The 23,804-nt window shown below is 66.1% G+C and carries 28 protein-coding genes; 14 read left to right on the top strand and 14 right to left on the bottom strand.

The annotated features are described in order from the left end of the window. Positions 1 to 86: 86 nt before the first annotated feature. Together HWX69_RS17895 and HWX69_RS17890 are read right to left on the bottom strand one after the other, a co-directional pair. The gene (locus HWX69_RS17895) at positions 87 to 377 is read right to left on the bottom strand and encodes a DUF424 domain-containing protein (protein ID WP_156709620.1); all 291 of its coding nucleotides are present in this window, start codon (positions 375 to 377) and stop codon (positions 87 to 89) included. Beyond that, a complete protein-coding gene (locus HWX69_RS17890; protein WP_178915096.1) occupies positions 377 to 1,123 on the bottom strand; it encodes a tetratricopeptide repeat protein in 747 nt (248 codons plus the stop codon). Before HWX69_RS17890 ends, HWX69_RS17895 begins: the two co-directional genes overlap by 1 nt. A gap of 105 nt (positions 1,124 to 1,228) precedes the next feature. Here HWX69_RS17890 and thpR point away from each other — a divergent pair, with 105 nt between their 5' ends. The 4 genes from thpR to HWX69_RS17870 all read left to right on the top strand — a co-directional run bounded on the left by thpR (position 1,229) and on the right by HWX69_RS17870 (position 3,075). After that, the gene (thpR, locus tag HWX69_RS17885) at positions 1,229 to 1,786 is read left to right on the top strand and encodes an RNA 2',3'-cyclic phosphodiesterase (protein WP_178915095.1); all 558 of its coding nucleotides are present in this window, start codon (positions 1,229 to 1,231) and stop codon (positions 1,784 to 1,786) included. 200 nt (positions 1,787 to 1,986) lie between these two features. After that, positions 1,987 to 2,139: a 50S ribosomal protein L39e gene (locus HWX69_RS17880; RefSeq protein WP_156709617.1), complete on the top strand. Its 153-nt coding sequence runs from the start codon at positions 1,987 to 1,989 to the stop codon at positions 2,137 to 2,139. After that, positions 2,136 to 2,408, top strand: coding sequence for a 50S ribosomal protein L31e (locus HWX69_RS17875; RefSeq protein ID WP_156709616.1), 273 nt, complete (start codon positions 2,136 to 2,138; stop codon positions 2,406 to 2,408). The genes HWX69_RS17880 and HWX69_RS17875 overlap by 4 nt, the downstream gene beginning before the upstream one ends. Before the next feature lies 1 nt (position 2,409). Continuing rightward, positions 2,410 to 3,075 carry a translation initiation factor IF-6 gene (locus tag HWX69_RS17870; protein ID WP_178915094.1) on the top strand — a complete coding sequence of 222 codons (666 nt, stop codon included), beginning with the start codon at positions 2,410 to 2,412 and terminating at the stop codon, positions 3,073 to 3,075. A gap of 9 nt (positions 3,076 to 3,084) precedes the next feature. On the opposite strand, the gene HWX69_RS17865 is transcribed toward HWX69_RS17870, so the two are convergent. Beyond that, on the bottom strand, positions 3,085 to 4,008 hold the full coding sequence (locus HWX69_RS17865) for a DUF4013 domain-containing protein (protein WP_178915093.1): 924 nt from the start codon (positions 4,006 to 4,008) through the stop codon (positions 3,085 to 3,087). A gap of 150 nt (positions 4,009 to 4,158) precedes the next feature. On the opposite strand from HWX69_RS17865, the gene rpl18a reads away from it, so the two are divergent. The 3 genes from rpl18a to ftsY are packed head-to-tail and all read left to right on the top strand — an operon-like array spanning position 4,159 to position 5,882. Next, on the top strand, positions 4,159 to 4,332 hold the full coding sequence (rpl18a, locus tag HWX69_RS17860) for a 50S ribosomal protein L18Ae (protein WP_156709614.1): 174 nt from the start codon (positions 4,159 to 4,161) through the stop codon (positions 4,330 to 4,332). Then, on the top strand, positions 4,329 to 4,790 hold the full coding sequence (gene pfdA / locus HWX69_RS17855) for a prefoldin subunit alpha (protein WP_178915092.1): 462 nt from the start codon (positions 4,329 to 4,331) through the stop codon (positions 4,788 to 4,790). The genes rpl18a and pfdA overlap by 4 nt, the downstream gene beginning before the upstream one ends. Before the next feature lie 6 nt (positions 4,791 to 4,796). Beyond that, positions 4,797 to 5,882: a signal recognition particle-docking protein FtsY gene (ftsY, locus tag HWX69_RS17850; protein ID WP_178915091.1), complete on the top strand. Its 1,086-nt coding sequence runs from the start codon at positions 4,797 to 4,799 to the stop codon at positions 5,880 to 5,882. A 4-nt stretch (positions 5,883 to 5,886) separates the two neighbouring features. Here ftsY and HWX69_RS17845 read toward each other — a convergent pair whose 3' ends face one another. Together HWX69_RS17845 and HWX69_RS17840 are read right to left on the bottom strand one after the other, a co-directional pair. Then, positions 5,887 to 6,690, bottom strand: a complete 804-nt coding sequence (locus HWX69_RS17845) for a hypothetical protein (protein WP_178915090.1) — start codon at positions 6,688 to 6,690, stop codon at positions 5,887 to 5,889. 91 nt (positions 6,691 to 6,781) lie between these two features. Next, a complete protein-coding gene (locus HWX69_RS17840) occupies positions 6,782 to 7,534 on the bottom strand; it encodes a crotonase/enoyl-CoA hydratase family protein (protein WP_178915089.1) in 753 nt (250 codons plus the stop codon). Positions 7,535 to 7,669: 135 nt separating this feature from the next. On the opposite strand from HWX69_RS17840, the gene HWX69_RS17835 reads away from it, so the two are divergent. Continuing rightward, the gene (locus HWX69_RS17835) at positions 7,670 to 9,070 is read left to right on the top strand and encodes a lamin tail domain-containing protein (RefSeq protein ID WP_178915088.1); all 1,401 of its coding nucleotides are present in this window, start codon (positions 7,670 to 7,672) and stop codon (positions 9,068 to 9,070) included. Beyond that, positions 9,067 to 9,357 carry a DUF3006 domain-containing protein gene (locus HWX69_RS17830; RefSeq protein WP_178915087.1) on the top strand — a complete coding sequence of 97 codons (291 nt, stop codon included), beginning with the start codon at positions 9,067 to 9,069 and terminating at the stop codon, positions 9,355 to 9,357. The genes HWX69_RS17835 and HWX69_RS17830 overlap by 4 nt, the downstream gene beginning before the upstream one ends. A gap of 30 nt (positions 9,358 to 9,387) precedes the next feature. Here the strand turns inward: HWX69_RS17830 and HWX69_RS17825 are convergent, their stop codons facing one another. The 6 genes from HWX69_RS17825 to HWX69_RS17800 all read right to left on the bottom strand — a co-directional run bounded on the left by HWX69_RS17825 (position 9,388) and on the right by HWX69_RS17800 (position 15,778). Beyond that, positions 9,388 to 10,410, bottom strand: coding sequence for a hemolysin family protein (locus HWX69_RS17825; protein WP_348642963.1), 1,023 nt, complete (start codon positions 10,408 to 10,410; stop codon positions 9,388 to 9,390). A 95-nt stretch (positions 10,411 to 10,505) separates the two neighbouring features. Next, complete coding sequence (locus tag HWX69_RS17820; RefSeq protein ID WP_178915086.1) at positions 10,506 to 11,930, bottom strand: single-stranded-DNA-specific exonuclease RecJ; 1,425 nt, start codon at positions 11,928 to 11,930, stop codon at positions 10,506 to 10,508. 27 nt (positions 11,931 to 11,957) lie between these two features. Then, the gene (locus tag HWX69_RS17815) at positions 11,958 to 12,689 is read right to left on the bottom strand and encodes a uroporphyrinogen-III synthase (RefSeq protein WP_178915085.1); all 732 of its coding nucleotides are present in this window, start codon (positions 12,687 to 12,689) and stop codon (positions 11,958 to 11,960) included. A gap of 57 nt (positions 12,690 to 12,746) precedes the next feature. Beyond that, positions 12,747 to 13,520, bottom strand: a complete 774-nt coding sequence (gene cobA, locus HWX69_RS17810) for a uroporphyrinogen-III C-methyltransferase (protein ID WP_178915084.1) — start codon at positions 13,518 to 13,520, stop codon at positions 12,747 to 12,749. Further along, positions 13,517 to 14,575, bottom strand: coding sequence for a hydroxymethylbilane synthase (gene hemC / locus HWX69_RS17805; RefSeq protein ID WP_178915083.1), 1,059 nt, complete (start codon positions 14,573 to 14,575; stop codon positions 13,517 to 13,519). The genes cobA and hemC overlap by 4 nt, the downstream gene beginning before the upstream one ends. A 237-nt stretch (positions 14,576 to 14,812) precedes the next feature. After that, a complete protein-coding gene (locus HWX69_RS17800; protein ID WP_178915082.1) occupies positions 14,813 to 15,778 on the bottom strand; it encodes a transcriptional regulator in 966 nt (321 codons plus the stop codon). Between the two features lie 137 nt (positions 15,779 to 15,915). Between HWX69_RS17800 and HWX69_RS17795 the strand changes: the two genes are divergently transcribed. Together HWX69_RS17795 and HWX69_RS17790 are read left to right on the top strand one after the other, a co-directional pair. Continuing rightward, entirely contained in the window at positions 15,916 to 17,184 is a 1,269-nt protein-coding gene (locus tag HWX69_RS17795; protein ID WP_178915081.1) for a TiaS agmantine-binding domain-containing protein, read from the top strand. 56 nt (positions 17,185 to 17,240) lie between these two features. Beyond that, positions 17,241 to 17,603 (top strand): hypothetical protein, encoded by a 363-nt coding sequence (locus HWX69_RS17790; protein WP_178915080.1) that lies wholly within the window; start codon positions 17,241 to 17,243, stop codon positions 17,601 to 17,603. Between the two features lies 1 nt (position 17,604). Here HWX69_RS17790 and HWX69_RS17785 read toward each other — a convergent pair whose 3' ends face one another. Both HWX69_RS17785 and HWX69_RS17780 read right to left on the bottom strand, forming a co-directional pair. Beyond that, positions 17,605 to 18,693: a pyridoxal-phosphate dependent enzyme gene (locus tag HWX69_RS17785; RefSeq protein WP_178915079.1), complete on the bottom strand. Its 1,089-nt coding sequence runs from the start codon at positions 18,691 to 18,693 to the stop codon at positions 17,605 to 17,607. A 79-nt stretch (positions 18,694 to 18,772) separates the two neighbouring features. After that, on the bottom strand, positions 18,773 to 19,729 hold the full coding sequence (locus HWX69_RS17780; protein ID WP_178915078.1) for a succinylglutamate desuccinylase/aspartoacylase family protein: 957 nt from the start codon (positions 19,727 to 19,729) through the stop codon (positions 18,773 to 18,775). Between the two features lie 127 nt (positions 19,730 to 19,856). On the opposite strand from HWX69_RS17780, the gene HWX69_RS17775 reads away from it, so the two are divergent. Then, positions 19,857 to 20,768: a DUF7536 family protein gene (locus HWX69_RS17775; RefSeq protein ID WP_178915077.1), complete on the top strand. Its 912-nt coding sequence runs from the start codon at positions 19,857 to 19,859 to the stop codon at positions 20,766 to 20,768. 61 nt (positions 20,769 to 20,829) lie between these two features. Then, complete coding sequence (gene citZ / locus HWX69_RS17770) at positions 20,830 to 21,963, top strand: citrate synthase (RefSeq protein WP_178915076.1); 1,134 nt, start codon at positions 20,830 to 20,832, stop codon at positions 21,961 to 21,963. Positions 21,964 to 22,032: 69 nt separating this feature from the next. On the opposite strand, the gene HWX69_RS17765 is transcribed toward citZ, so the two are convergent. Then, positions 22,033 to 22,668 carry a DedA family protein gene (locus HWX69_RS17765; RefSeq protein WP_178915075.1) on the bottom strand — a complete coding sequence of 212 codons (636 nt, stop codon included), beginning with the start codon at positions 22,666 to 22,668 and terminating at the stop codon, positions 22,033 to 22,035. Between the two features lie 89 nt (positions 22,669 to 22,757). On the opposite strand from HWX69_RS17765, the gene hemB reads away from it, so the two are divergent. Continuing rightward, the gene (gene hemB, locus HWX69_RS17760) at positions 22,758 to 23,738 is read left to right on the top strand and encodes a porphobilinogen synthase (RefSeq protein ID WP_178915074.1); all 981 of its coding nucleotides are present in this window, start codon (positions 22,758 to 22,760) and stop codon (positions 23,736 to 23,738) included. The last annotated feature ends 66 nt before the right edge of the window (positions 23,739 to 23,804 follow it).

Raw genomic sequence — 23,804 nt, 5'->3', positions numbered from 1 at the left:
TCACTACCGACTCAAATAATTCTACCGGGCCATCTCGCCGCCGTCATGATGTTTGTTCTATATTTCTTAGATATTCGGCCCGGAACTCAGAGCCGGAGGTACTGGGCGTGGACCGTCTCCTCGAACTCGAGGACGTTCTCGCTGTCGACGAAGCCGTGTTCGACGGCGATTTGGACCGCCTGGTCGCCGACGAGGTTCGCCACCGCCGCCCCCGAGAGGCTGGCGACGACCTCCTCGGCGGTCGCCTCCTCGCCGTCGTAAAAGTCCCGCTCGACGGTCAGCGACACCTCGCCGTTCTCGAAGGTTTCCCCGAGTACGTCGGCGTCACAGACGGAGACGAGCGTTCCCTCCTGTGTCGGCCGCTCCCGCAGTAACATCATTTCTCCCGTGACTCGACGAGTTTCTCCTCGGCGTTCTGTCTGAGTTCCTCTGCCTCTTCGGCGACTTCCTCGGCGCGGTCGTCTTCACCCATCGCCTCGAGTGCGCGGGCTTTCTCCTCCAGCACGTCGGGATTGCGGTGGCCCAGTCGGAGTGCGTTGTCGAAACAGGAGACGGCGTCCTCGGCCAGTCCCCGTTCGAGCAGGAAGAATCCACGGTTGTACCACCCTTGCGGGAACCGGGGGTCCAACTCGACGGCGCGTTCGGCGTGTTCGAGCGCCTGTTCGCTCTGGCCGGACTCCCACAGCGCGTACGCGAGATTCGTCTCCGCCGAGGCGGCGTGTTCGGAGTCGTCGTCGATGGCGAGTGCCTCTCGGTAGGATTCGATGGCTCGCTGGAACTCCTGTAACTCGGCGTGGGCGGCGCCCTTGTTCACCCACGCCTCCTGTTCGATGCCGTCGTCGTCGGCGAAGTTCGCGACGCGCTCGAACGCCTCGGTCGCCTGCTCGTGGCGGTTGATGCGCATGTACTCCAGTCCCACGTCGAGGAGGCTCTCGGCGTCGACCTGGTCCGCCGGTATCTGCCGGCGGTCGAGCGTGTCGGCGACGACACGGGAGTCCACCGGGTCTACCATCCCCGGGTCGATGTCCAACTCCGGCGGGTCGAGGTCGAACCCATCGTAGGGGTCGCCGAACCCCTGGCCCTCGGAGAACTCGTGTGAGTCGTCGGGTTCCTCGTCAGTCATAGCCGGGAGTTGGCCGCGAGCGCGGTTAAGGCCTACGGGCCCGCCTCGTGACGGCGGCCGTACCCTGTTCGGTGTTTTATGCTCGCTCGAAACGTATCGCCCCGTATGCGACTGTTCGTGAGTGTCGACCTCGATGGCCTCGGCGAGGGGGTCGCTGAGGCCCAAGCGCCGTTCGCCGACCGCCCCGGATTGAACCCGACCGACCCCGAGAGCGCCCATATCACGATGAAGTTCCTCGGAGACGGTCCCGCCGGCGGTCACGACCTCGATGCGCTGTCGACGGCTATCGAGACGGCCGTCGAAACGGCCGACGTGGGCCCGTTCGACGCTCGATTCGAAGGATTGGGCGTCTTCCCCTCGCTGGAGTACATCAGCGTCGTCTGGTTGGGTATCGAAGACGGAAGCGCCGAACTCACCGCGCTTCACGAAGCGCTGGAGGCCGAAACGACTGCACTCGGCTACGACGCCGAATCCCACGAGTTTACCCCCCACGTCACCCTGGCGCGGATGGACCACGCCGCCGCAAAGGAGACTGTCCAAGAGACAGTCGAGGAGACCCATCCCGAGGCCGGGACGCTTCACGTCGAAGAGCTGCGGCTCACCGAGAGTACGCTGACGCCGGCGGGACCGGAATACGAGACTCTCGAGCGGTTTCCGCTGTGACCGTTCGTTCTTCGAAGCCCCTCGCTCACCTTCACGAGGCCCCTCACTCCGTTCGAGCCCTCTCCCCGCGGTCGGGCTCTCGCGCCCAACTCACGGCTCACTACGTTCGCCGTTCGTCTTTCCGAGGCCCCTCGCTACGCTCGGCGCCTCGCACCCAAAGGAACAAGAATTTAAACACCGCGAGGGAACACAGCGACACTATGAGCAAGAAGTCGAAGGCCAAAAAGAAGCGGCTGGCCAAACTGGAGAACCAGAACAGCCGCGTCCCCGCGTGGGTCATCATGAAGACCGACCGCGACACGCTGCGCAACCACAAGCGCCGCAACTGGCGTCGGAGTGACACGGACGAATGAGCGCCGAATTCGACGAGCGCGTCATGACGGTCCCGCTCCGAGACATCCTCGCGGAGTCGAAGGGCCAGCGCGCCGATAAGGCGATGAGCCTCGTTCGCTCCCATCTCGCACAGCACTTCAACGTCGAGGAAGACGCCGTCCGTCTGGACCCCTCCATCAACGAGGAAATCTGGTCGCGCGGCCGCTCGAAACCGCCGAAGAAAGTCCGCGTCCGGGCCGCCCGCTTCGAGGAAGAGGGCGAGGCCGTCGTGGAAGCCGAAACCGCATAACGTGCTCCGCGCGGCCCTCTCCGGCTCTTCCTACGTCGGCGTCTTCGCGCGGGCCACGGACGACTGTCTGCTCGTTCGTCCAGACCTCGAGGAGTCGCTACGCGAGGACTTCGAGGACGAACTCGACGTTCCCGCAGTGCCGACCACCGTCGCCGGGTCCTCGACGGTCGGCGCCCTCGCCGTCGGCAACGAGAACGGCCTGCTCGTCAGCCAGCGGGCCACCGACCGCGAGTGCGACCGCATCGAGGAGGCGACGGACCTCCCGGTCGTCGAACTCCCGGGCCGCATCAACGCCGCCGGCAACGTCGTGTTGGCGAACGACACGGGCGCGTACGTCCATCCCGACCTCTCGCGGAAGGCGATACGGGCCGTCGAGGACGCACTCGACGTGCCGGTCGAACGCGGGATGCTCGCGGACGTGCGAACGGTCGGCACCGCCGCCGTCGTCACCAACGAGGGCGTGCTGTGTCATCCGAAAACGACCGACGAGGAACTCGACGCCCTAGAGGACGTCTTCGGCGTCTACGCCGACATCGGGACGGTCAACTACGGCGGACCGCTGGTCGGTTCGGGCCTCATCGCCAACTCCTCCGGCTACATCGTCGGCGAGGACACCACCGGGCCGGAGTTGGGCCGCATCGACGACGCCCTCGGCTTCATCGACTGACGCCGGGATTCAGAACTCCGACCCGAGCGTCGACTCGTTTTCCAGTTCCGGCACGACACCCTCCAGCATCGACTCCCGGTAGAAGTACGCGAACAGCAAAAACGGGATGAAGACGACGAACGGCTGGACGAGGATGAGAAGCGGGAACGCCAGCAGAATCCCGACGACGGTGATGAGCAGGACGAGGAACACCAACATCATCGCGAGGGTGATTCCGAACGTCCCGAGGAAGCCGAAGAGGAGTGCCTTCAGGTAGTTCGTCGTCTTGACGAACTCCAGAAACCGGAGGCCGCTGTAGGTTCGGGTGACGCTTCCGGTCGCCATGAACGTCGGCAGGACGCCGCCGCCGACGTACAGCGTCGCCAGATACAGCGGTATCGCCAGCAGCATCACCGACGGCGCATCGAGGGCGGTCGACAGACCGACCGGAACCGCGATTGCGATGAGCATCGCGATGAACACCGGTATCCCGACGACCGAAATCAGTAAGCCGTCGACGAACAGTCCGCCCCAGTCGCCGTACTCCGGCGGTCGATGGTCGCCACGGATGGCCGCCCGCCCGAGTCGGTAGGCGTAGCCGTAGACGAACACGAACGGGAAGATGACCAGTCCCGCCAGAAACAGCAGTCCGGCGCTTATGAGCATCTGCTCCCAGCCGTCGGCGATGGGGTAGGTGAGCGCGAACCCCAACGGGCCCTTTTTGAAGTAATCCTCCCCGTCGTCGGTTTCTGCGGGCCGTGCCGTTTGCGGCTCCGAGTGCTCCCCGGCCGTTTCGGCGGGTTCGCCCCATCCGGAGGCGTCGGCGCCGCTACCCGTCTCTCGCTCCGTTCCCCACTGGTTGCGGTCCGCCGACGGCTGGACGAGTTCCGACCCACAATCGGGGCAGTACCGCCCGTCGTCGACAGTTCTGTCGCACTGTTGGCAGTATGGCATGGGTGACACTGTCGGACGAGGATGTTAACCGTTCGGGTGGTTTCGAGCAGCCGACCGCAGGAGGGCGGCGTAATTTGGTGGCTGGAGGCTGCGAACACTCGGAGGGAAGATGAGGAAGATACTTCCCGCTCGCGCGTCGTATCACGTAGTATGAGTGAGTTTACTGTTACGGGAACGTTCCCTGCTCGGTTCGGCGAGCAGGCCTTCGAGAAGACACTGGACGCGCCGAACGAAAACGTCGCGGTCGAGCACGTGTACACCCAGTTCGGCTCCCAACACGGTCTGAAGCGCACGCAGATTTCCATCGACGAGGTGTCGGCATGAGCCTCGGTGGTGGCGGTGGCGGCGGCGCGATGCAGCAGCTCCAACAGCAACTGCAGGCACTCGAGCAGGAGAAAGAGGCTATCGAGGCCGAAATCGAGGACGTCCGCGACGAGCAGTCCGAAATCGACGAGGCCATCGAGGCCATCGAGACGCTCGACAGCGACTCGACGGTCCAGGTCCCGCTCGGCGGCGGCGCCTACGTCCGTGCCGAAATCGCCGACATCGACGAGATCGTCGTCAGCCTCGGCGGCGGCTACGCGGCCGAACGAGACAGCGAGGGTGCAGTCGAATCGCTGGAACGGAAGAAGGACACCCTCGACGAGCGCATCGAGGAACTCGAAGCGGAAATCGAGGAAGTCGAATCCGAATCCGAGAACCTCGAAGAGCGCGCCCAGCAGATGCAGCAACAGCAGATGCAGCAGATGCAGCAGCAGATGTCCCAGCAGGACGACGAGTAAGGCCACATGTTCGACGGACTGAAGGACAAACTCGGCCGCTTCAAAGACGACGTCGAAGAGGAGGCCGAGGACGGAGATGCCGACGCCGCCGAGGAAGCGGCTGCTGAGGCCGATTCTGGCGCCGAAACATCCGAAACGCCGGACGTCGTGGGTAATTCCGACGCCGAGAGCGACTCGACGGAGGCCGACGACGACGACGGCCCCGGACTGGCGAAGAAGGCGGCACTGGCGGCCACCGGCAAGACGATTATCACCGAGGAGGAACTCGAAGAGCCCCTCGAACAGCTTGAACTGGAACTCCTGCAGGGCGACGTCGAGATGAGCGTCGCCAGCGAAATCACCGACCGCATCCGCGAGCAGTTGGTCGGGGAGACCCGCAAACAGGTCGAATCCGGCGAGCAGGTCGTCGAACGAGCTATCGCCGACGCCCTGCGCGAGGTCATCGGTGTCGGACAGTTCGACTTCGAAGGTCGCATCGCCGAGACGGAGAAACCGGTCGTCATCGTCTTCACCGGTGTCAACGGGGTCGGCAAGACCACGACCATCGCCAAACTCTCCGAGTGGCTCGAAGAGCGCGGCCTCTCGTCGGTGATGGCCAACGGCGACACCTACCGCGCCGGGGCCAACGAGCAGATTCGCGAGCACGCCGAGAACCTCGACCGGAAGCTCATCGCCCACGAACAGGGCGGGGACCCGGCGGCGGTCATCTACGACGCCGTCGAGTACGCCGAGGCCCACGACATCGACGTGGTGTTGGGTGATACCGCCGGTCGACTGCACACCTCCAACGACCTGATGGCGCAACTGGAGAAAATCGACCGCGTCGTCGACCCCGACATGACGCTGTTCGTCGACGAAGCGGTCGCCGGACAGGACGCGACCAACCGCGCCCGGGAGTTCAACGACGCCGCAGCAATCGACGGTGCGGTGCTCACGAAAGCCGACGCGGACTCACAGGGCGGTGCCGCAATCTCCATCGCTCACGTCACCGGGAAGCCGATTCTCTTCCTCGGCACCGGCCAGGGATACGGGGACCTCGAACGGTTCGACCCCGATGTCATCGTCGACCGGCTGCTCCGCGAAGAGGAGTAGGTGGTCAGGCGGTGGCTTCGTTGTACGGCACTTCTAGCAGCCTATCGCCACAGTCCTCACAGCCGACGGCGACGACGGTGTGGGAACGACAGCAGGATTCGACGGTTTCGGTGTCGGCGGTGACGAGGCCGCCGCAACTCGGACAGGTTTCGACGAACACCCGCAGCCCGCTGAGCAATTGGCTCCGCGCCCGGGAATCGAGGCGGTCCCACTCGACCCACTCGGGGAGTTCCGTCGCCGCGGCGAGGTCGGCCAGCAGCGCCGACCGCGACTCCCACTGGCCGATTCGAGTCGTGTCGTTTCGAGCGAGGTAGGCGTCGCCGTGTGATTCGAAGGTGACTTCGTCGGCATCGAGCCCCAGTTGTTCGGCGAGTTCGGCTCGCAGGGCATCGTCGTCGGCTATCGCGTCGATGTGGCGTTGCCACGCCCGCTCGAAGTCGTCCGTCAAACAGAGGTCGTCGCCCTCGCAGGGCTCGACGACGCCCGATTCGAGCAGCACCGTCTCGGGGTCGAAATCCTCGGCCGAAATCGGCTCGCGGTCGGCCGCCGGCGCCTTGTCGAACTTCGCCAGCAGCCACTCCGGGAAGTACCGCTTGGTCAGTTCGGGCGTTCCCGGGACGAGATATCCGCGGAGCCAGATGCTCCCGACGGCGACGACGGCGAAGACGAGGGCTGCGGGCGGCACCAGCACCGCAAGCGCCGCCGTCACCGCCGCAGCGATGAGGAGGTTCGTCGCCGTACACGGTACACAGCGATTCTCGCCGGTGTACTCCGGACGACGGACCCGTTCGAGTACTCCCTGAGACATGGGCGGAGATTCGTCCCGGGCGGCAAAAGGGTGCCGCACGGAATCGACGATTCTATATCGCGAATAGCAGTTTATTATTCGATTCCGGGCGTCACTCCTCGTCAGGGACGCCTTCCCCGCTGCGGCCCGCTCCGTCGGCAAACCGGTCGGCTCCGGCCTCGGCCACGTCGAGCGCACGCGACCCGTGCCAGCCTTCGGCCGCCAGCCCCTGTTCCAGCGTCGACCCGAGGCCGTCGTAGACGGCTTCCCGGTCCGTCCGGAGCGTCTCTTGTGGGAAGTCGGCGACGGTCTCGCCCAACCGGACCGCGGCGTCAAGTGCTTCTCCCTCGCCGACGAGCCGGTTGACCAGTCCCCACTCCGTGGCAGTCTCGGGGTCGATTTCCCGCCCGGTGAGTATCATGTCCAGGGCCCGGCCCAGTCCGACGACGTGTGGGAGCCGTTGTGTACCGCCGTCGACTAACGGGACGCCGAAGCGGCGCTCGAAACAGCCGAAAACGGCGGATGCACTCGCGATACGGAGGTCACACCAGAGAGCCATTTCCAGTCCGCCGGCGACGCAGTGGCCCTCGATGGCCGCGATGGTCGGCTTCGAGACGCGCGTCCGCGTGAACCCGAGCCACCCCTCCGGTCGGTCCTCTAAGTCCATCGCTTTGAGGTCTGCACCCGCGGAGAACGTCCCTTCGCTGCCGGTCAACACGCCGACGAGGGCGTCGTCGTCCTCCTCGAAGCGCGCCCACGCGTCGCCGAGGGATTCAGCGGTTTCGTTGTCGATGGCGTTGCGCCGTCCGGGGCGGTCGACCGTGACGACGGCGACCGGTCCCTCGCGTTCGTAATGGACTGCCATAGCCCACGAACCGACCGATGGTAGTATAAAAAGAGTGGCGCCAGCCGAACGCGATAAACTGTATATCGTAATATAGAATCACCACTCGTCGGTCCGACCCACGCATCTATACGCCTCCCGTTCGAACGAATTGCCGTGTCATCAGTTCGTCCGCTCGCAGTCGTTTTCCTCGTCTGTGCGGTCGTCCTCGCCGGCTGTTCGGCCGCGCCCGTCTCCATCGAGGACGATTCGACACCGACGCCAGAGTCCGGTAGCATCTCGACCAACGGAACTGTCGCCGTCCACAACATCAACGTCGGCCAGTCGGTGAGTACGCTCGTCGTCGGCCCGACGGGTGAGACGATGCTCATCGACACCGGCCACTACAACGACGACGGCGAGTACGTCATCGACTACCTCCAGCGACAGGACATCGACCGCATCGACTACCTCGTCACGTCCCACAACGATGCCGACCACATCGGCGGCAACGCGGCCGTCATCGAGTACTTCGAGACCGAAGCCGACGGTATCGGCGCGGTGTACGACCCCGGTATCGCCGCGAGTACCGCCACCTACGGGGAGTACCTCGACGCCATCGAGCGCCACGACGTGACGCTATACGAGACGCGAGCCGGCGATTCGATTCCGTTCGACGGCGTCGAAACCGAGGTGCTCGGGCCGCCCGAACCCTACGTCGACGGCGAGGACCGAAACGAGAACAGCATCGTCCTCCGACTCTCCTACGGTTCGACGAGTTTCCTCTACACTGGCGACGCCGAGGAGGACGCCGAGCGACGACTCGTCGAGGAGTACGGCTCGGGGCTGGGCTCGACGGTGTACAAGGCCGGCCACCACGGGAGCAGCAGTTCCAGCAGCGAGACGCTGCTCGATGCCGTCGACCCGAAGGCCGCCGTCGTTTCGAGCGCGTACGACTCCCAGTACGGCCACCCACACGACGAGGTGCTTGAGGCGTTCTCCGAGCGGTCGATTCCGACCTTCTGGACGGCGACCCACGGTAACGTCGTCTTCGTCACCAACGGCGAGGGCGTCTCCGTCCGAACACAGGCTGACGCCCCGACGGACCCGCTGTCGATTCGCGACGCGGCGCGGGTCGACCCGGGAACGACGACGGCGCTGGAAGAGCGCGCCCGAATCGGCGCTGCGCCGTCGACAACGTCGACCCCGACCGAGACGGCGCGGGCCGACGGCGGCACCGAAACCGAGGGTGAACTGGTCGTCGAGACGATTCACGCCGACGCTGACGGCGACGACCGCGAGAACCTCAACGACGAGTACGTGACCTTCCGCAACGCCGGGGACGGTCCGCTCGATTTGCGCGGCTGGACGCTCCGGGACGAAGCCGACAAAACGTACACCTTCCCCGAATTGACGCTTTCGGCCGGCGAGACAGTCACCGTCTACACCGGGAGCGGCACCGACACCGATACGGAACTGTACTGGGGGGCCGACAGCCCGGTCTGGAACAACGCTGGCGACACCGTAATCGTGACGAACGCGGCGGGCGAACGTGTCCTCACGGAGGAGTACTCATGATTCCAGACGGGCGCTACGTCGCGGTGGTCGACCGCATCGAAGACGGAATCGCGGCGGTGATTCCGGAAGCCGACGGCGTCGGCGAGGAACTCCTCGTCGACCCCGAGGCGTTACCGGAACCGGCCCGTCACGCCGACGCAGTCCTCGATATCGTGGTCGCCGACGGGGAACTCCGCGAAGCGACGTACGACGCCGAGGAAACGGAACGGCGAAAAGAGGGTGCCCAGAGCCGATTCGATAGGCTCTCGAAACGCCCACCGAAAGATGAGGAAGACGCCGAAGAGTAGTGACGCTCGGCCATCAATCGGGCGAAAACGCTATCGGTGGGCTTCGTCCAGCGGGTCCTCGAGTTCGCCCATGACGGCTTCGAGGGCGTCGGTGGCGGTCATCAGCCCCACGACTTCGCCGTCGCGTAACACCAAGGCGAGTTCCTGCCCTTCGGCCTGAAACTGGTCGAAGGCGTCGCTGATGCTCGTATCGGCGGCGAGGGTCATCGGCGGTGCGGCGATGTCCTCGAAGGTGACCTCCTCGGCCTGTAGGCGCTCGATGTTGTTCAGAATCGAGGGTGCATAGACGATGCCGCGGAAGTCGGTGGGTTCCTCGCCAAGGAGCGGGAATCGGGTGTGGGGCGTCTCCCGGATGCGTTCGAGGTTCGCCTCGACGGAATCCGTCGTCGACAGGGCGATGATGTCCGCCGGGTCGACCATGATGTCGCTAACCGGGAGTTCGTCCACCGCCAGGGCGTTGAGAACCTCCTCGCGACGCTCGTCGTTGAGGTCACCCTCGTCCAGCAGAGTGTCGATACGGTTCCGGAGGTCCGCGCGGCTCTCCAAGATGTCCTCCTCGGTCTCCAACCACGCGCCGGTCATCTCGATGCCGAACAGTTTCAGCGTCGCCTTCGCCACCCAGTCTCCGAGGGTGATTATCGGCGAAATCAACGCGTTGAACCAATACAGTGGCGTCGCGCCGTATCGGCACACCAGTCGCGAGCGCTCGACGCCGAGATACGTCGGCGTCTGTTCGCCGTGGGTGAGATGGACGAGATTGATGATACCGAAAGCGATGATGGCGCCAGCGCCGACGGAGGCCAGCGCCGTGTTCGCGAAGTACGGTTCGAACAGCGCCGCCAGCGCCGGCTCGGCGACGATACCCACCGCGATGCTGGAGGCGGTGATGCCGACCTGACAGGTCGTCAGATAGATTTCGAGATTCTGTGTCATCTCCCAGGCGCGCTCGAGTGCGGCCGTTTCGCCGATGAACTCACCTCTGGTGAACTGCCGTGCTCGCGTCAGTGCGAACTCGATGGCGACGAAGAAGCCGTTGGCGAGAATGAGCAACACGCCAGCGACTAATCGGAACGATATCTCCAGGGGGGGTCATTCAGGGGCGGCTATTCCCAGTAAATTGAAATATCCTCTGACTCTCGGCGAGTCGGTCACCCCAACTGCTCGCCGACGATGCGGTCGGCGTGTTCGATGAAGATCTCCTCGGTGCCGGCTGGAATCGTCGCCCCGGCGGCCACGTCGTGGCCCCCGCCGTCGCCGCCCGCGTTCTGACTGGCCTCTTTCATCACGACCGAGAGGTCAAGCCCCTCGCTTACGAGCGCCCCGGTTCCACGGCCGGAGACCTTCGTCTCCTCGTCGTTCTTGCGGGCGAAGGCGACGATGGGTCGGTTCCGAGAGACGCCGTCGGCGCCCATCGACATCCCAGCGATGATACCGACGATGGTCTCGCGAATCTCGTCGCCGGCGTCGAACCACTGGAGGTGGTCTTCCTGCTCGACGCCCCGCTGTTCGACCCACTCGATGCCCTCCGAGAGGTTCCGGCGGTGGTTTCGCAGGAGCTCTCGAGCACGTTCGAGGGCCTCGCCGCGGTCGCCGAGACACACCGCCAACCCTACGTCGGCGCGTTCGTACCGCGCGGTGGCGTTGAGCAGCGTCGAGAACTCACTTGCGTCCCGGAGTTCCGTCCCGACGGCCTCCTCCCGAAGGATGTAGGTCGTTCCGACGAGGCGGTCGATTTTGAAGGCGGGAACGCCGCGCTTGACGGCGTGTTGGACGAGTGCGCTGGCGACCGACTGGCGTTCGTCGTCGGTGAGGTCGACCCACCGCTTCCAGTTGCCTTCCTCGCGGCACGTCACGTCGAGGTCGGAGAGAAACGAGACGGTGCCGCGTTCGTCGTTCGTGATGCCCGGAATTCGAACGTCGGAGGCGTATTCGAGCAGTTTCGGCAGCGGACGGGTCTGTTTCCCGTAGACGGCGAGGTCCTTCGTCTCCTCGAGAACGCCCGCCTCGACGCCGTCGGCGACGATGGCGGCGTTGGCGCCGTGGAGTGCACCGCTTTTGGCCTGCATGTCCCCGACGGCGCCGACGACCGCCAGTGCCGCGAGGTCGCGATTATCACCGGCGCCGTCGCACTCGGCTGCGAGTGCGCGCGCGAGGACGTACGCCGCGCCGGCCCCGGACATCTCCGAAGCGCCATTGATACCCTCCAACAGCGGGTTGAGGTGGTACTCAGTGTCGACGTCGGCGGGCTGGTGGTGGTCGGCGATGACCGGTGTAAAATCGCCCGCGGACTCGTGTTCGGCGATGACGTCGAGTTGGCCGCTGCCGAAGTCGGTGAACAACACGGTGTCGTACTCGCGTTCGGCGATGCCGGCTATCGACTCGGCGTCGAGTTGCTTTTCGAACACCGTCTCGAAGGGAATCGACGCGCGTTCGAGCGCCGTCGACGCGACGCCGGCGCTGGTCAGTCCGTCGGCGTCGATGTGGGAGGCCAACAGCACGCGGTCGGCGGCGAGCAGGCGCTCTGCACACGCCGTGGCGGTGGTCGCTAACTCCGGGACGGGGGCGGCAGCCATCTACGGGTTCGTACTGCGCTCTCGGGTTTAAACCTCCGGACCGACCCGTGTGAGGACCGCCTCCGCCAGCGCCTCGAATTCGGCGACACTCGGGACGACATCGACGGAAATCCCCGCGTTCTCGGCCGTTTCGCGGGTCGGCTCGCCGATGGCGCCGACGACGGCGTCGTTCAGTCCCTCGATAGCCTCGTCTCGAAGTCCTCGCTCGTCTGCAGATTCAAGGAAGTGCTCCACCGTGAGCGAGGAGGTGAAACAGGCGCCGTCGAGTCGGCCCTCGGCGGCGGCGACCGCCGAGGCGCCGGCTTCCGGTGGCCGACGGAGACGGTACAACACCGTCTCGTGGACGTACGCGCCCGCGGCTTCGAGGCCGTCGGTGAGTACCGGGGACCCGTGGTCCGAGCGGGCGACCTCGATTCGGGCGCCGGGGGCGTCGGCGCGCAACTCCTCGACGAGGCCCGACGAGGAGTACTCCTCGGGAATACGGTCGACGTTGTATCCGGCCCGCTCCAGCGCTTCAGCGGTACCAGAGCCGATGGCGACGATTTCGCCGCCCGGTTCCCAGCCAGCGTCGGCGGCTAGCTCGACGCCGGTCTTGCTCGTCAGCACGGTAAGTGCTGCGTCCTCCCGCGGCGTCTCGCCGGTCGGTTCGACGGTCAACATCGGGTCCGAAAGCGGCTCTCCGCCGAGCGAACGGACGATTTCGGCCGCCTCGGCCGCTCGTTCGTCGTCTGGTCGGAAGAACGCGACCGTCTCAGACATGGCTCACTCGGCCTCCAGCAGTTCCGTCAGCTCGCATTTGATATCGTGGCATGTGGTTTATTTAGTCTCGTCTCCCGAGTCGGGTTCGTTCTCTAGAAACGCCAGTACGCGCTCTCTCGTCGCCGCGACGCCGCCGATGACGGTAATCGCCGGCGGTTCGATGCCGGCATCGTCGCGAACGTCGACGATGGTCTCCAGTGTGCCGACGGCGACTCGCTGGTCGGGCCACGTCGCCCGCTCGACCAGCGCGACCGGCGTCTCCGGGTCCATACCGGCCGCCAGCAGTTCGTCGGTGTACAGCGGGAGTTTCCCGACGCCCATCAGGACGACGAGCGTCCCGCCGGTCTCTGCCAGCGCGGTCCAGTCGATTGCGGACTCGTCTTTCGTCGGGTCTTCGTGGCCGGTGACGAACGACACCGAGGACGTGTGTTCGCGGTGGGTCACGGGGATGCCGGCGACGCCGGCCCCGGCGATGGCGCTCGTCACCCCGGGGACGTACTCGAATGGAATCTCGTTTTTGGCCAGATGTTCGGCTTCCTCGCCGCCGCGGCCGAAGACGAAGGGGTCACCGCCCTTGAGGCGGACGACGGTCTTTCCCTCCTCGGCGAGTTCGACCAATCGCTTGTTCGTGTACTCCTGTGGCGTCCACTCGCCGCCTGCGCGTTTGCCCACGTCCTCGCGTTTCTCCGCCGGAATCGAGGACAGAATCTCGGGGCCGGGGAGTTTGTCGTGAAGCACCACGTCCGCCTCGTCGATGAGCCGTCGAGCTTTCACCGTCAGGAGTTCGGGGTCGCCGGGACCGCTCCCGACGAGGTACACTTTCCCGGTCACGTCTCCCTCCGGGCGCGTTCGATGAGGTCGGACGCGCCCTCCTCGGCCAACGCCTCGGCGAACGCCCGGGCGGCCTCCGGGTGGGTCTCGACCGGCAAATCGCGCGTAGCCGATATCTCCTCGGTGCCGTCCTGTGAGAGCACCCGTACCTTCGCGTGGACGTACTCCCCTTGGATGACGGCGTGAATCCCAACCGGAGCGACACAACCGCCGCCCAGCGTTCCCAGAATCGTCCGCTCGACGGTGGTCTCGACGCGCGTCCGTGGGTGGTCGAGTTCGTGGTTAATCGTCTGCGCAATCTCGCCGTCGCGGGCGGTGACCGCTAGCGCGCCCTGTCCCGGCGCCGGAACGAACGACGCTCCGAGGCGTTCGTGGTCGACGGAATCGAGCAAGTCGCTGCGTTCGAGGCCGGCCTCCGCGAGAACGATGGCGTCGAATCGCGTCTCGACCTCCCGGCCGAGCGCCTGCCGTTCGAACTCCGTGAGGTCGTCGAACCACTCCTCTGCGGTGCGGTCGTAGGAGGTGTCCGACTCCTCGGTTTCGGCGTCCATCCGGCGTTCGTGTTCGGCCTGTAGCTCCGGTGCGAGCAATTTCTGAACTCGGGTGTCGACGTTACCGCGAAGCGGCTGTACGTCGAGGTCCGGACGTTCGGCCAACAGCTGGGCCTTTCGCCGCAAACTCGAGGTGCCGACCGTCGCGCCGCTCGGCAGGTCCTCGAGGGTCGCCCCGTCGGACGTCAACAGGAGGTCGACGGGCGAGGCCCGGTCGGGAACGCCCGCGACGACCAACTCCTCGGGGAACTCCGTCGGCATATCCTTCATCGAGTGTACGGCGGCGTCCACCTCACCGTCGATGACCTTCTCGTCGAGGCTGCGGACGAACGCCCCAGTCTTGCCGAGCCGGTGAATCAACTCGTCGCGCAGTTCGTCACCCGTCGTCGATACCTCGACCAACTCCACGTCGCGTTTGCGGTTCTGCAGGCGCTGGGCCACCGCCTGGGCCTGTCGCAACGCGAGGTCCGACCCCCGTGTCGCCAGCCGAATCGTCTCAGTCATACCCGAACCTCCGTCGCGGCGGTTGAAACGCCCTTCGGCTTCTCCGGACGCGATTTCGTGCGCTGGGTCGACATCGTGGTTCTCCGCCAATAAACTGCTATTCGATATACGAAATCGGATTCGGTTGCGAGTCGCTGGACACATCACTCACCGGTCGACAGTCGACTCGGCCCGCTCAACGAGCAGTGACCGACGGCGCAGCGGCTGTGGCGGGGCTACGACGATAAAAAGGACCGTTCAGGCCGGTTCTTCGAGGCCGGCGCGCTCGCGGATGATGTCCTCCAGTTCCTCGGGGTCGTCGATGCGCTCGATTTCCTCGCGTTCGATGAGGGCGGTCCCGTCGACGGACTCTTGGCGGGCGCGGTCGACGACGTACACCGACCGGGTCCGGGTCACTTCACCGACCGACGACATGATGCGGGCACGCTTCTCGGCGGTCCGGTTGAAGTCGGAGTGACCGGTGAGCATCTTCCGCTCGCGGGCCTCGTCTTCGCTGACGGCCTTGAACGGCGCCCGCATAGTCGGGTGGACATCGAACCCGACGCGGGTGAGGACGGTGATGAGGTGTGCGTCGTCGGGGTCGGCCTCGGGTTCGCCGGGGTCGTCCATCTCGTCGCGGACCTCCTCGGCGCCCTCGAGCACCTCGACGGGGTTCGCGAGCGGGCGGTCGAATATCTCCTCCAGTTCCGCCGCGACTTCGACGCTCGCGCTCATGCCGTCCTCGTACTTCGAGACGGTGCGCCGGGAGACGCCGAGTTCGTTGGCGAGTTTACCGAGCGACATCTCCTCCTCGGAGCGGACCTCCGAGAGCAACTCGCCGTCGATGTTGACGTACAGGCCGCCGGGTGCGGCGTAGATGAGCGGCGGCACCTCCTCGATGAACAGATCCATCGCGGTGTCCGGCGAGAACACGGGCACGCCGTGGCGGAAGTAGATGACGCCGGGTTTGAGCTCCTCGTTTCGGGTTCGCAACCCGATGACCAGCGGCGTCGCATCGAGGTACTCGCCGAGGCGGCGCATCTCCGCGCCGGTGTAGCCATCGAAGGCGTCGATGTTGGCGAGCAGTTTCAACAGCAACACGTCGTCGCCGCGCCGTGCGGCGATGTCGAAACTCTTGGGACGGATTGCACACCGGTCGCTCACCGTGAAGCCTGCGTCCTCGAGCATCGCGGTGATGTTACCAACCAGTGCGGACCGTGACATAGTGGTACATAAGCCATTCGCCAGTTAAATCGTTTTCCCCAGCGATACTGCCGCTATCTGGCGGTTGGGACAGCAAGTGACACGGCATCGGAACGCCGACCGAAACCCCGTTAGGCGGTGGTGTCCTACCCCGGGGCGTGACAGTCATCGGGTTGGACGACACCGACTCCCGCGAGCGGGGGATGTGTACGACCTACGCCGCCGACACCGTCGCTCGACGGTTGACCGACGTCGGGGCGGCCGTCGAGCGAGTCTTACTCGTTCGGTGTAACCCGGCGGTCGAACACAAAACGCGCGGGAACGCGGCGCTCGCCGTCCACACCGACGCGTCGGTCGACACCGCCTTCGAGGTGGCGGCGAGCGTCGTCGACGGCGCGGCCGAAACCGACGACGACCGAACCAACCCCGGAATCGTCGTTGCTGCGGGTGCCCCCGAAGCCGTTCCCGAGTCGGTCGCGGCCTTCGCTCGGGAGGCCGTTTGCGACCACCACGACCGCGCGGACGCAGTAAAACTCGCCGAGGAGGCGGGCTTTCGGGTTCGCCGCTGGAAGAACGGCCGCGGCGTCATCGGCGCGCTCGCGGCCGTCGGCGCCTGGCGCGCCTTCGATGAGTGGACCTACGAACACATCACCTACCGCGAGCGCCGGCGGTGGGGGACCGACCGCGATGTCGACGCCGAGTCGGTGTTCGAGGCCGCCGACGAGTACTATCCGACAGTGTGGGACACCGTCGACCGGGAAAGCGGCGAGGTCGTCTGTGTGCCCCGGACGCCGGGGCCGGTCCTGTACGGCATCCGCGGCGACGATGCGGTGGCCTGCCGTGCAGTCGCCGACCGTATCCGAAGCGAACCTATCGACCGCGAACGGACGTTCGTGACGAATCAGGGGACCGACGGCCACCTCCGGGAGGGGACCGTTTCGACTGCACGCGAGGGCCGGTCGTACCGACTCGACGCGACGGTCCGGACGGCCCCGGAGACGCGGCAAGGCGGCCACGTCTTCTTCCGGGTCGGCGACGCCGAGGCGGAACTACGCTGTGCGGCCTTCGAACCGACCAAGCGGTTCCGCGACCACATCCGGGCACTCCGCCCCGGCGACGAACTCACCGTCTGTGGGGAACTGAAAGACGGGACCCTGAAACTGGAGAAGTTCGCGGTTCGGGACCTCGACCGTACGGAACTCGTGACACCGACGTGTTCGGCGTGCGGCCGGTCGATGGAGTCGGCGGGCCGGGGACAAGGGTACCGCTGTCGGGACTGCGGGACGGCTGCCGACGGGAAGGTCGAGCGCCGACTCGACCGCGAACTATCGGTCGGGTGGTACGAGGTCCCACCGCGAGCGCGTCGGCACATCGCCAAACCCCTCGTGAGAGGTGGGTTCGACGCGCCGACGCATCCGGAATCGTAGTGTGGCTCGTGTGAACGTTCCTCACTCTTTATTAGCGCGTATCGACACGTCTCGGTATGGCGAGTCATTCAGCGGGCCGCCGTCGCACCGTCTGTGAAACGTGTAACCTCCCGTTCTACGCCGATTCAGGGGCCTGTCCGTACTGTGACACCGATGGGTCGACCGCCGATGCAGACGCCGACGCCGGCGGCTTCGTCTTCGAGGCTCCGGAGACGACCGAGCGAACACGGACGACCTGTCAGGCGTGCGGCCTCCCTCACTACGACGACCTCGAGGCGTGTCCGTACTGCGAACGCGCTGGCGGGACGGCCGTCGAGGCCGACAGTCCCGACAGCCCCGACGGACCGACCGAGTCGGCACCGAGTGCCGACGAACGAAGCGGCCTCTTCGGCCGCATCAAACGCACGCTCGGTTTCTGAGCTACCCCTTCAGCCCGCTACCCGAGAGCGGGACGACGACGTCGTCGTCCGGCCCGATGACGCCCCGATTCCGGTACACCTCTGCTGCGGCGGGTGCGACTGCACACGTCGGCTCGGTGTAGAATCCGGCACGATGGAGGCGCTTCAGTTCCGAGGCGACGGCGTCCTTCGACAGTGCAATCGCGTCGCCGTCGGTCGCCTCGATGGCGTCGAGGATGGACGCTTTCTGCACCGGCTGTCGAATCTGAATCCCGTCGGCGACGGTGTTGTCTCCAACCACAGCGTCCTCCCCGTGGAGTTCGGCGGCGATGGGGGCGTAGCCGGCGGCCTGTGCGCCGAGGAGTTTCGGCACTTGGTCGGTCCACCCGGCGTCCCGTAGCGCCCGGAAGCCGCGATAGGCACCGAGGAACATCGTGCCGTGACCGAGCGGCATCACGACGGCGTCGGGGACCGACCAATCGCGCTGGTGTGCGATTTCGTAGGCCATCGTCGCCGTGCCGGCGAAGAAAGCCGGATTCCACGCGTGGCTGGCGTACCACGCCTCGCCGTCGGTCACGGCGTCGATGCAGGCGTCGGTCACGTCCTCTCGTGTCCCCTCGACGCGCACCACGTCGGCGCCGGCGCGGCGAATCGCTTTCACCTTCGACTCCTTGACGCCCGCGGGCACGTAGATTTCGGCGTCGATGCCGGCGCGGGCGGCGTAGGTCGCGATGGCCGCACCGGCGTTGCCCGAGGAGTCCTCGACGATGCGGTCGGCGCCGATCTCCTTCGCGCGCGTGAGCGTCGCCGTCGCCCCGCGGTCCTTGAACGACCCGGTGGGGAAGACGTACTCCAGTTTGAACGTCGCGTCCCACTCCGGAGCGTCGACCATCGGGGTGTACCCCTCCCCCAACGTCACGCGGTCGGACGGGTCGGCGCCCACTGGCAGGAACGATTCGAATGTCCACAGTCCATCCCGTGGGTCGATAGCGGCGTCTTCGGGCGTTTCGGTCGGCGGCAGCGGCTGGTCGGTGAACTCAAGCGGCGTCCCACAGCGACAGCGCCAGCGGTCGGCGTAGTTCTCGCCACAGGCCGGACAACGAAGGCTCATATCGGACGGTCGGCCGCAGTCGCCGTGTCGGTTTCGGTGGGTGCGAACGGGTCGGACCGGAACAGGACCGTTCGTGGCGTTAGAACCGGTCGATGTCGGTGCCGACCGAGCAGACGTACTCGCCGGTGGCGACCTGCGGGAGGCGCCGTCGCCGCCAGAAGATGCCCTCCGAGTCGGCGGTCACTTCGGCTTTGACGGTTCCGAAGGGGTCAGTCACCTCGAACAGCGTGTCGCCGCGGGATACTTCGTCGCCGAGGTCGACGGCGAACTTCGTGAGGCCGCCGGCGGGGGAGCCGTATTGTTCGAAGCCGGTGGCTCGCGTTTGCGGCCGGGATTCGACGCTTCCCGCGAGGAAACCGTAGTGATGCAGGACGTTGAACACGCCCTTGACGCCCTTCTGGATGGACTCGTCGTCCCAGCCGACCGCGCCGCCGAGTTCGGGGTCTATCGTGGGAATGCCCTCGTCCGGTGCGGCACGGGCCAACTGTCCGTCGGGACCCTTCTGGTCTAAGATGTAGCCGCAGTCGAACACCTTCGCGAGTTCGAGACAGTCCCGGTGCAAGCGGTGGCGGGAGCCACAGCGGACGCGCGTCTCGTTCAACATCCGGGAGGTCGACCCCTGATGGAGGTCGAGGATGAGGTCGGCGTCGCTCGCGGCCTCGAAGGTCGCTGCAGCGATGCGCTCCGAGGAGGTGCCGGTGGCGTCGCCGGGGTAGGTGCGGTTGAGTTTCGTGTCGTCGATGGGGTTGCGGTGTTCGGCGACCTGGAAGCCGTAGTGGTTGACGATGCCGACGATGCGTATCTCGCCGGCGATGTCCGCCGGTTCGAGTTGTGGAACGAGTCGCTGTAGGACGCCCAGTCCGTTGAGTTCGTCGCCGTCGGAGACGGCCTGTATGTAGAGCGTCTTCCCGTCGCGAGCGCCGTTTAGGACCGCGACCGGGAGGCCGACCTCGGAGCCGTCACGCGCCTCGCCGACCGACAGCCGCCCCGTGTCCATCTCGCCGGGGGCGGCGTTCGCCGTACCGAGGGTAGTCATTATTATCACTGCTCACCCGTTCGTTCTTAGGCTTACTGATACCCGCCGGGTTTTCCGTCTATCCGAGGAGACGCTCGCGTCAGTCGGAATCTGTACGGCTTATGTGGCTCCCGCCGCTAGTTCGGGTGTGTCCGCCGACTCCGCCGACCGACCCGACCGTCCCGGCGTCGCCGCCCTCGTCGCCGAACTGGAGGTCCGCCGTCACGTCCGCACTGCCGCCGTCGCTGGCATCGGCTTTGCCGCCGTGGTGTTCCTCCTGTTCGCCTACCTGCCGGGTACCGACGAGTCGCTGCTGTACTGGGCGTCGCTGTCGTTCGTCCTCGCCTTCGCGGTCGTCTGTCTCGTCGCCGTCGTCCTCGTCGGCCGGGCGGCCTACCGCCGGACGCTGTCGGTCAACGGCATCGAACCCGGTGGTCGGTCGCCGACGACGGTCGCGGCCCTCCTCGGGTTGCTCGGGTGGGTCGTCGTCCCCGTCGTCGCGACGCTAGCCGTCGACGTTCCGAGCGCTGGGTTCCGACTCACTGTCGCACTGTTGACCGGTGGGTTCGTCGTCCTGTTCGTCGGCGGTCTCGGGATAAAACTCGTCGCGGCGCTGTCGCTGGAACACGCGTGGCGGCCGCTCGATGCGGCGGTCGGTGCGGTGGCCTACACCGCCGCCGTCGCCGCACCGGCGGTTGGCTGTCCCGCCGGTGGGCCGTGTCTCGGAACGCCCGACCGACTCGTCGCGGCGACGGTCGCTTTCGATTCGAGTCTCGTCGCGCCGGCGTACGCGGGTGCGGTCGTGGTCGGCGGCCTGCTGGTCGGGTTCGGCCTCGGGCTTCGGGGCGCCGCGCCGTCACACGGGTTCTTCGCCGGCGTCGCCGCAGCGATGAGTACGCTCGTCGTCGTCGCTGCCGCGACCGGCGACCCGGCGGCGGTGCGGTCGACGGCGCTGTACCTGCCCGTCCTGCTCGGAGCGGTCGGCGCAGTCGGCGGTGCCGTCGCCACCGTCGTGCGTGAGAAGACGCCCGAAGAAAGCGGCGGGTTTCCGGACGAATAAGTACTCACACGCCTGCCGTGAACGGTAACCCTTTTCTCCCGGGCATGGAAACCGGTAGCGTATGACCGAGGAGCTCAAGAAAGGGCTGGAGGGTGTCCTGGTCGCCGAATCGTCGTTGAGTTACATCGACGGCGACGAGGGCAAACTCGTCTACCGTGGCTACACAATCGACGACCTCGCCGAGAACGCGAGCTTCGAGGAGGTCGTCTACATGCTGTGGCACGGCGAACTGCCGAACCGCGATGAACTCTCGGAGTTCAAGGCGGCGATGGCCGAGGAGCGCCACATCGACGACGGCGTCCAGCGGCTCGTCCGCGACCTCGCCGAAGCCGACGAGGAGCCGATGGCCGCACTCCGCACTATCGTCTCGGAGTTGTCGGCGTACGACCCCGACGCCGACGCCGACCCGACCGACGAGGCCGCAAACCTCCGGAAGGGTCGCCGCATCACGGCGAAGATTCCGACCGCGCTGGCGGCGTTCGCCCGCATCCGCGACGGCAACGACCCCGTCGACCCACGGGAGGACTTAGACCACGCGGCGAACTTCCTCTACATGCTCAACGGCGAGGAACCGGACGACGTACTCGCCGACACCTTCGATATGGCGCTGGTGCTGCACGCCGACCACGGCCTGAACGCCTCGACGTTCTCGGCGACGGTGACGGCATCGACGCTCGCCGACCTCCACTCGGCGATTACCTCCGCGGTCGGCACCCTCTCGGGGAGCCTCCACGGCGGCGCCAATCAGGACGTCATGGAGATGCTCAAGGAGGTCGATGCCTCCGACAAGGACCCCCTCCAGTGGGTTCAGGACGCAATCGAGGAAGGTCGACGCGTCCCCGGCTTCGGCCACCGCGTCTACAACGTCAAGGACCCCCGCGCGAAGATTCTCTCGAAGAAGTCCAAAGCGCTCGGCGAGGCCGGCGACATGAAGTGGTACGACTACTCCGTCGCCGTCGAGGACTTCCTCACCGACGAGAAGGGCCTGGCCCCCAACGTCGACTTCTATTCGGCGTCGACGTACTACCAGATGGGTATCCCGGTCGACATCTACACGCCCATCTTCGCGATGAGCCGCGTGGGCGGCTGGATTGCCCACGTCCTCGAACAGTACGAGGACAACCGCCTCATCCGACCGCGCGCCCGCTACGTCGGCCCCGACGACCGCTCGGTGCCGTCGCTCGAGGAGCGATAGCGGCCGAACCCACCCCGTTCTCGACGCCCTTTCAGCCTCGCGCCCGCGTCTCTACTTTCGACACGAGCCTCACAGCACGCCGAGTCGAACCCCGAGAAGCAGGAACAGCCCGGCCAGCCACGATTGGAACAGCAACGTCCCGAGTGCCGACAGCGCGATGAAATGGCGGTCACTCATATCCGCGACGCCGGCCGGCACCGTCAACATCCCTCGCGTGAACAACAGTGCGTTAGAAATCGGGACTGCGAGCGGCCCCCAGCGGTCGAACCAGCCATCGAAGCGGGCGAGCGAGTCCTCGCTGATACGGAACCACGACTGTTCGAGCAGGTACTCCCGACCGGCGCGCTTGGCGACGGTGAACAGGACGAACTGGCCGATGGTCGCGCCGACGACGGCGACGCCGATGACTGTCGCGATGCCGAGGTAGTCCTCGGTACCGGCCGTCAGAAGCGCGATGCCGGCTGGGACGAGCGCCTCGCTCGGCGCGAAGTACAGCAGCATCGCCCCCTCCAACACGAGGATGAAAAACAGCGCCGCAAGCCCATAGTCCTCGAGCAGTTGGGCGGCGACTTCCGGGTCCGCGAAGACGAGGAGATACACCCCGGCGGCCGCACAGACGAGCGTCAAGCCGCCGGCGAGGTGGACTGCGTAACGTTCGAGAAAGCTTCGAACGCGGTCGACGGCGGACGATCTGCCGAGCGACATGTTCCTTCGTCGGGAGAGGCGATATATAGGCGTTGTGTCGTCGCGTGGGGAGCGACGGACATTTTATGGCACGGTGCGGAACGTCGGGTATGAACCTCACGGACCGGCCGAGACGGCTCCGGACCGACGGCATCCGTCCGCTCGTCGGCGAGACGGACGTCCGACCGTCGGATCTCATCGCCCCGGTGTTCGTCGACGCGACGACCGACGAGCGCGTCGAAATCGAGTCGATGCCCGGCCACGAGCGGGTGCCCGTCTCCGAGAGCGTCGCCCGCGTCCGGGAGATACAGGAGACAGGTGTCGGGGCGGTGATGGTGTTCGGCATCCCCGAATCGAAGGATAGCGAGGGCTCGCGAGCGTGGGCCGACGACGGCGTCGTCCAGCGGGCGGTCCGGCGAATCACCGAGGAGACGGACTGCTACGTCATCACCGACGTGTGTCTGTGTGAGTACACCGACCACGGCCACTGCGGCATTCTCGAAGACGGAGCGTCCGAGGAACCGTGTTTGACGGTCGAAAACGACGAGACCTTGGAGTTGCTCCAACGCATCGCCGTCTCGCACGCGGACGCGGGCGCGGACATGGTCGCACCTTCGGGGATGATAGACGGGATGGTCGGTGCTATTCGCGGGGCCCTCGACGCGGCGGGCCACGAGAACCTGCCGGTGATGAGCTACGCCGCGAAGTACGAGTCGGCGTTCTACGGGCCGTTCCGGGACGCCGCCGACGGCGCGCCCGCCTTCGGCGACCGAAGACACTACCAGATGGACCCGGCGAACGCCCGCGAGGCGATGCGGGAGGTCCGACTCGACGTCGAACAGGGCGCCGACGTGTTGATGGTCAAGCCAGCGCTGCCGTATCTCGACATCGTCGCCGACATCCGCCGGGAGTTCGACCACCCGGTGGCGGCGTACAACGTCTCCGGGGAGTACGCAATGTTGCACGCCGCAAGCGAGAAGGGGTGGCTCTCCTTGGAGGAGGTCGCCTACGAATCACTGCTGTCGATAAAGCGGGCCGGAGCGGACCTCATCCTGACGTACTTCGCCGAAGATATCGCCGAGCGACTCTGAGCCGGCGCCGAGTTCGTTCTCTTGCGGCTGGTGTTCTCCCGTCTTCGTCCACACCAGAACGCGTTC

It is taken from the genome of Natronomonas gomsonensis (assembly GCF_013391635.1).
GTDB classification, from domain to species: domain Archaea; phylum Halobacteriota; class Halobacteria; order Halobacteriales; family Haloarculaceae; genus Natronomonas; species Natronomonas gomsonensis_A.
The sequence above is the reverse complement of the archived record's forward strand: the minus strand, read 5'-3'. Positions and strand labels throughout refer to the sequence as shown.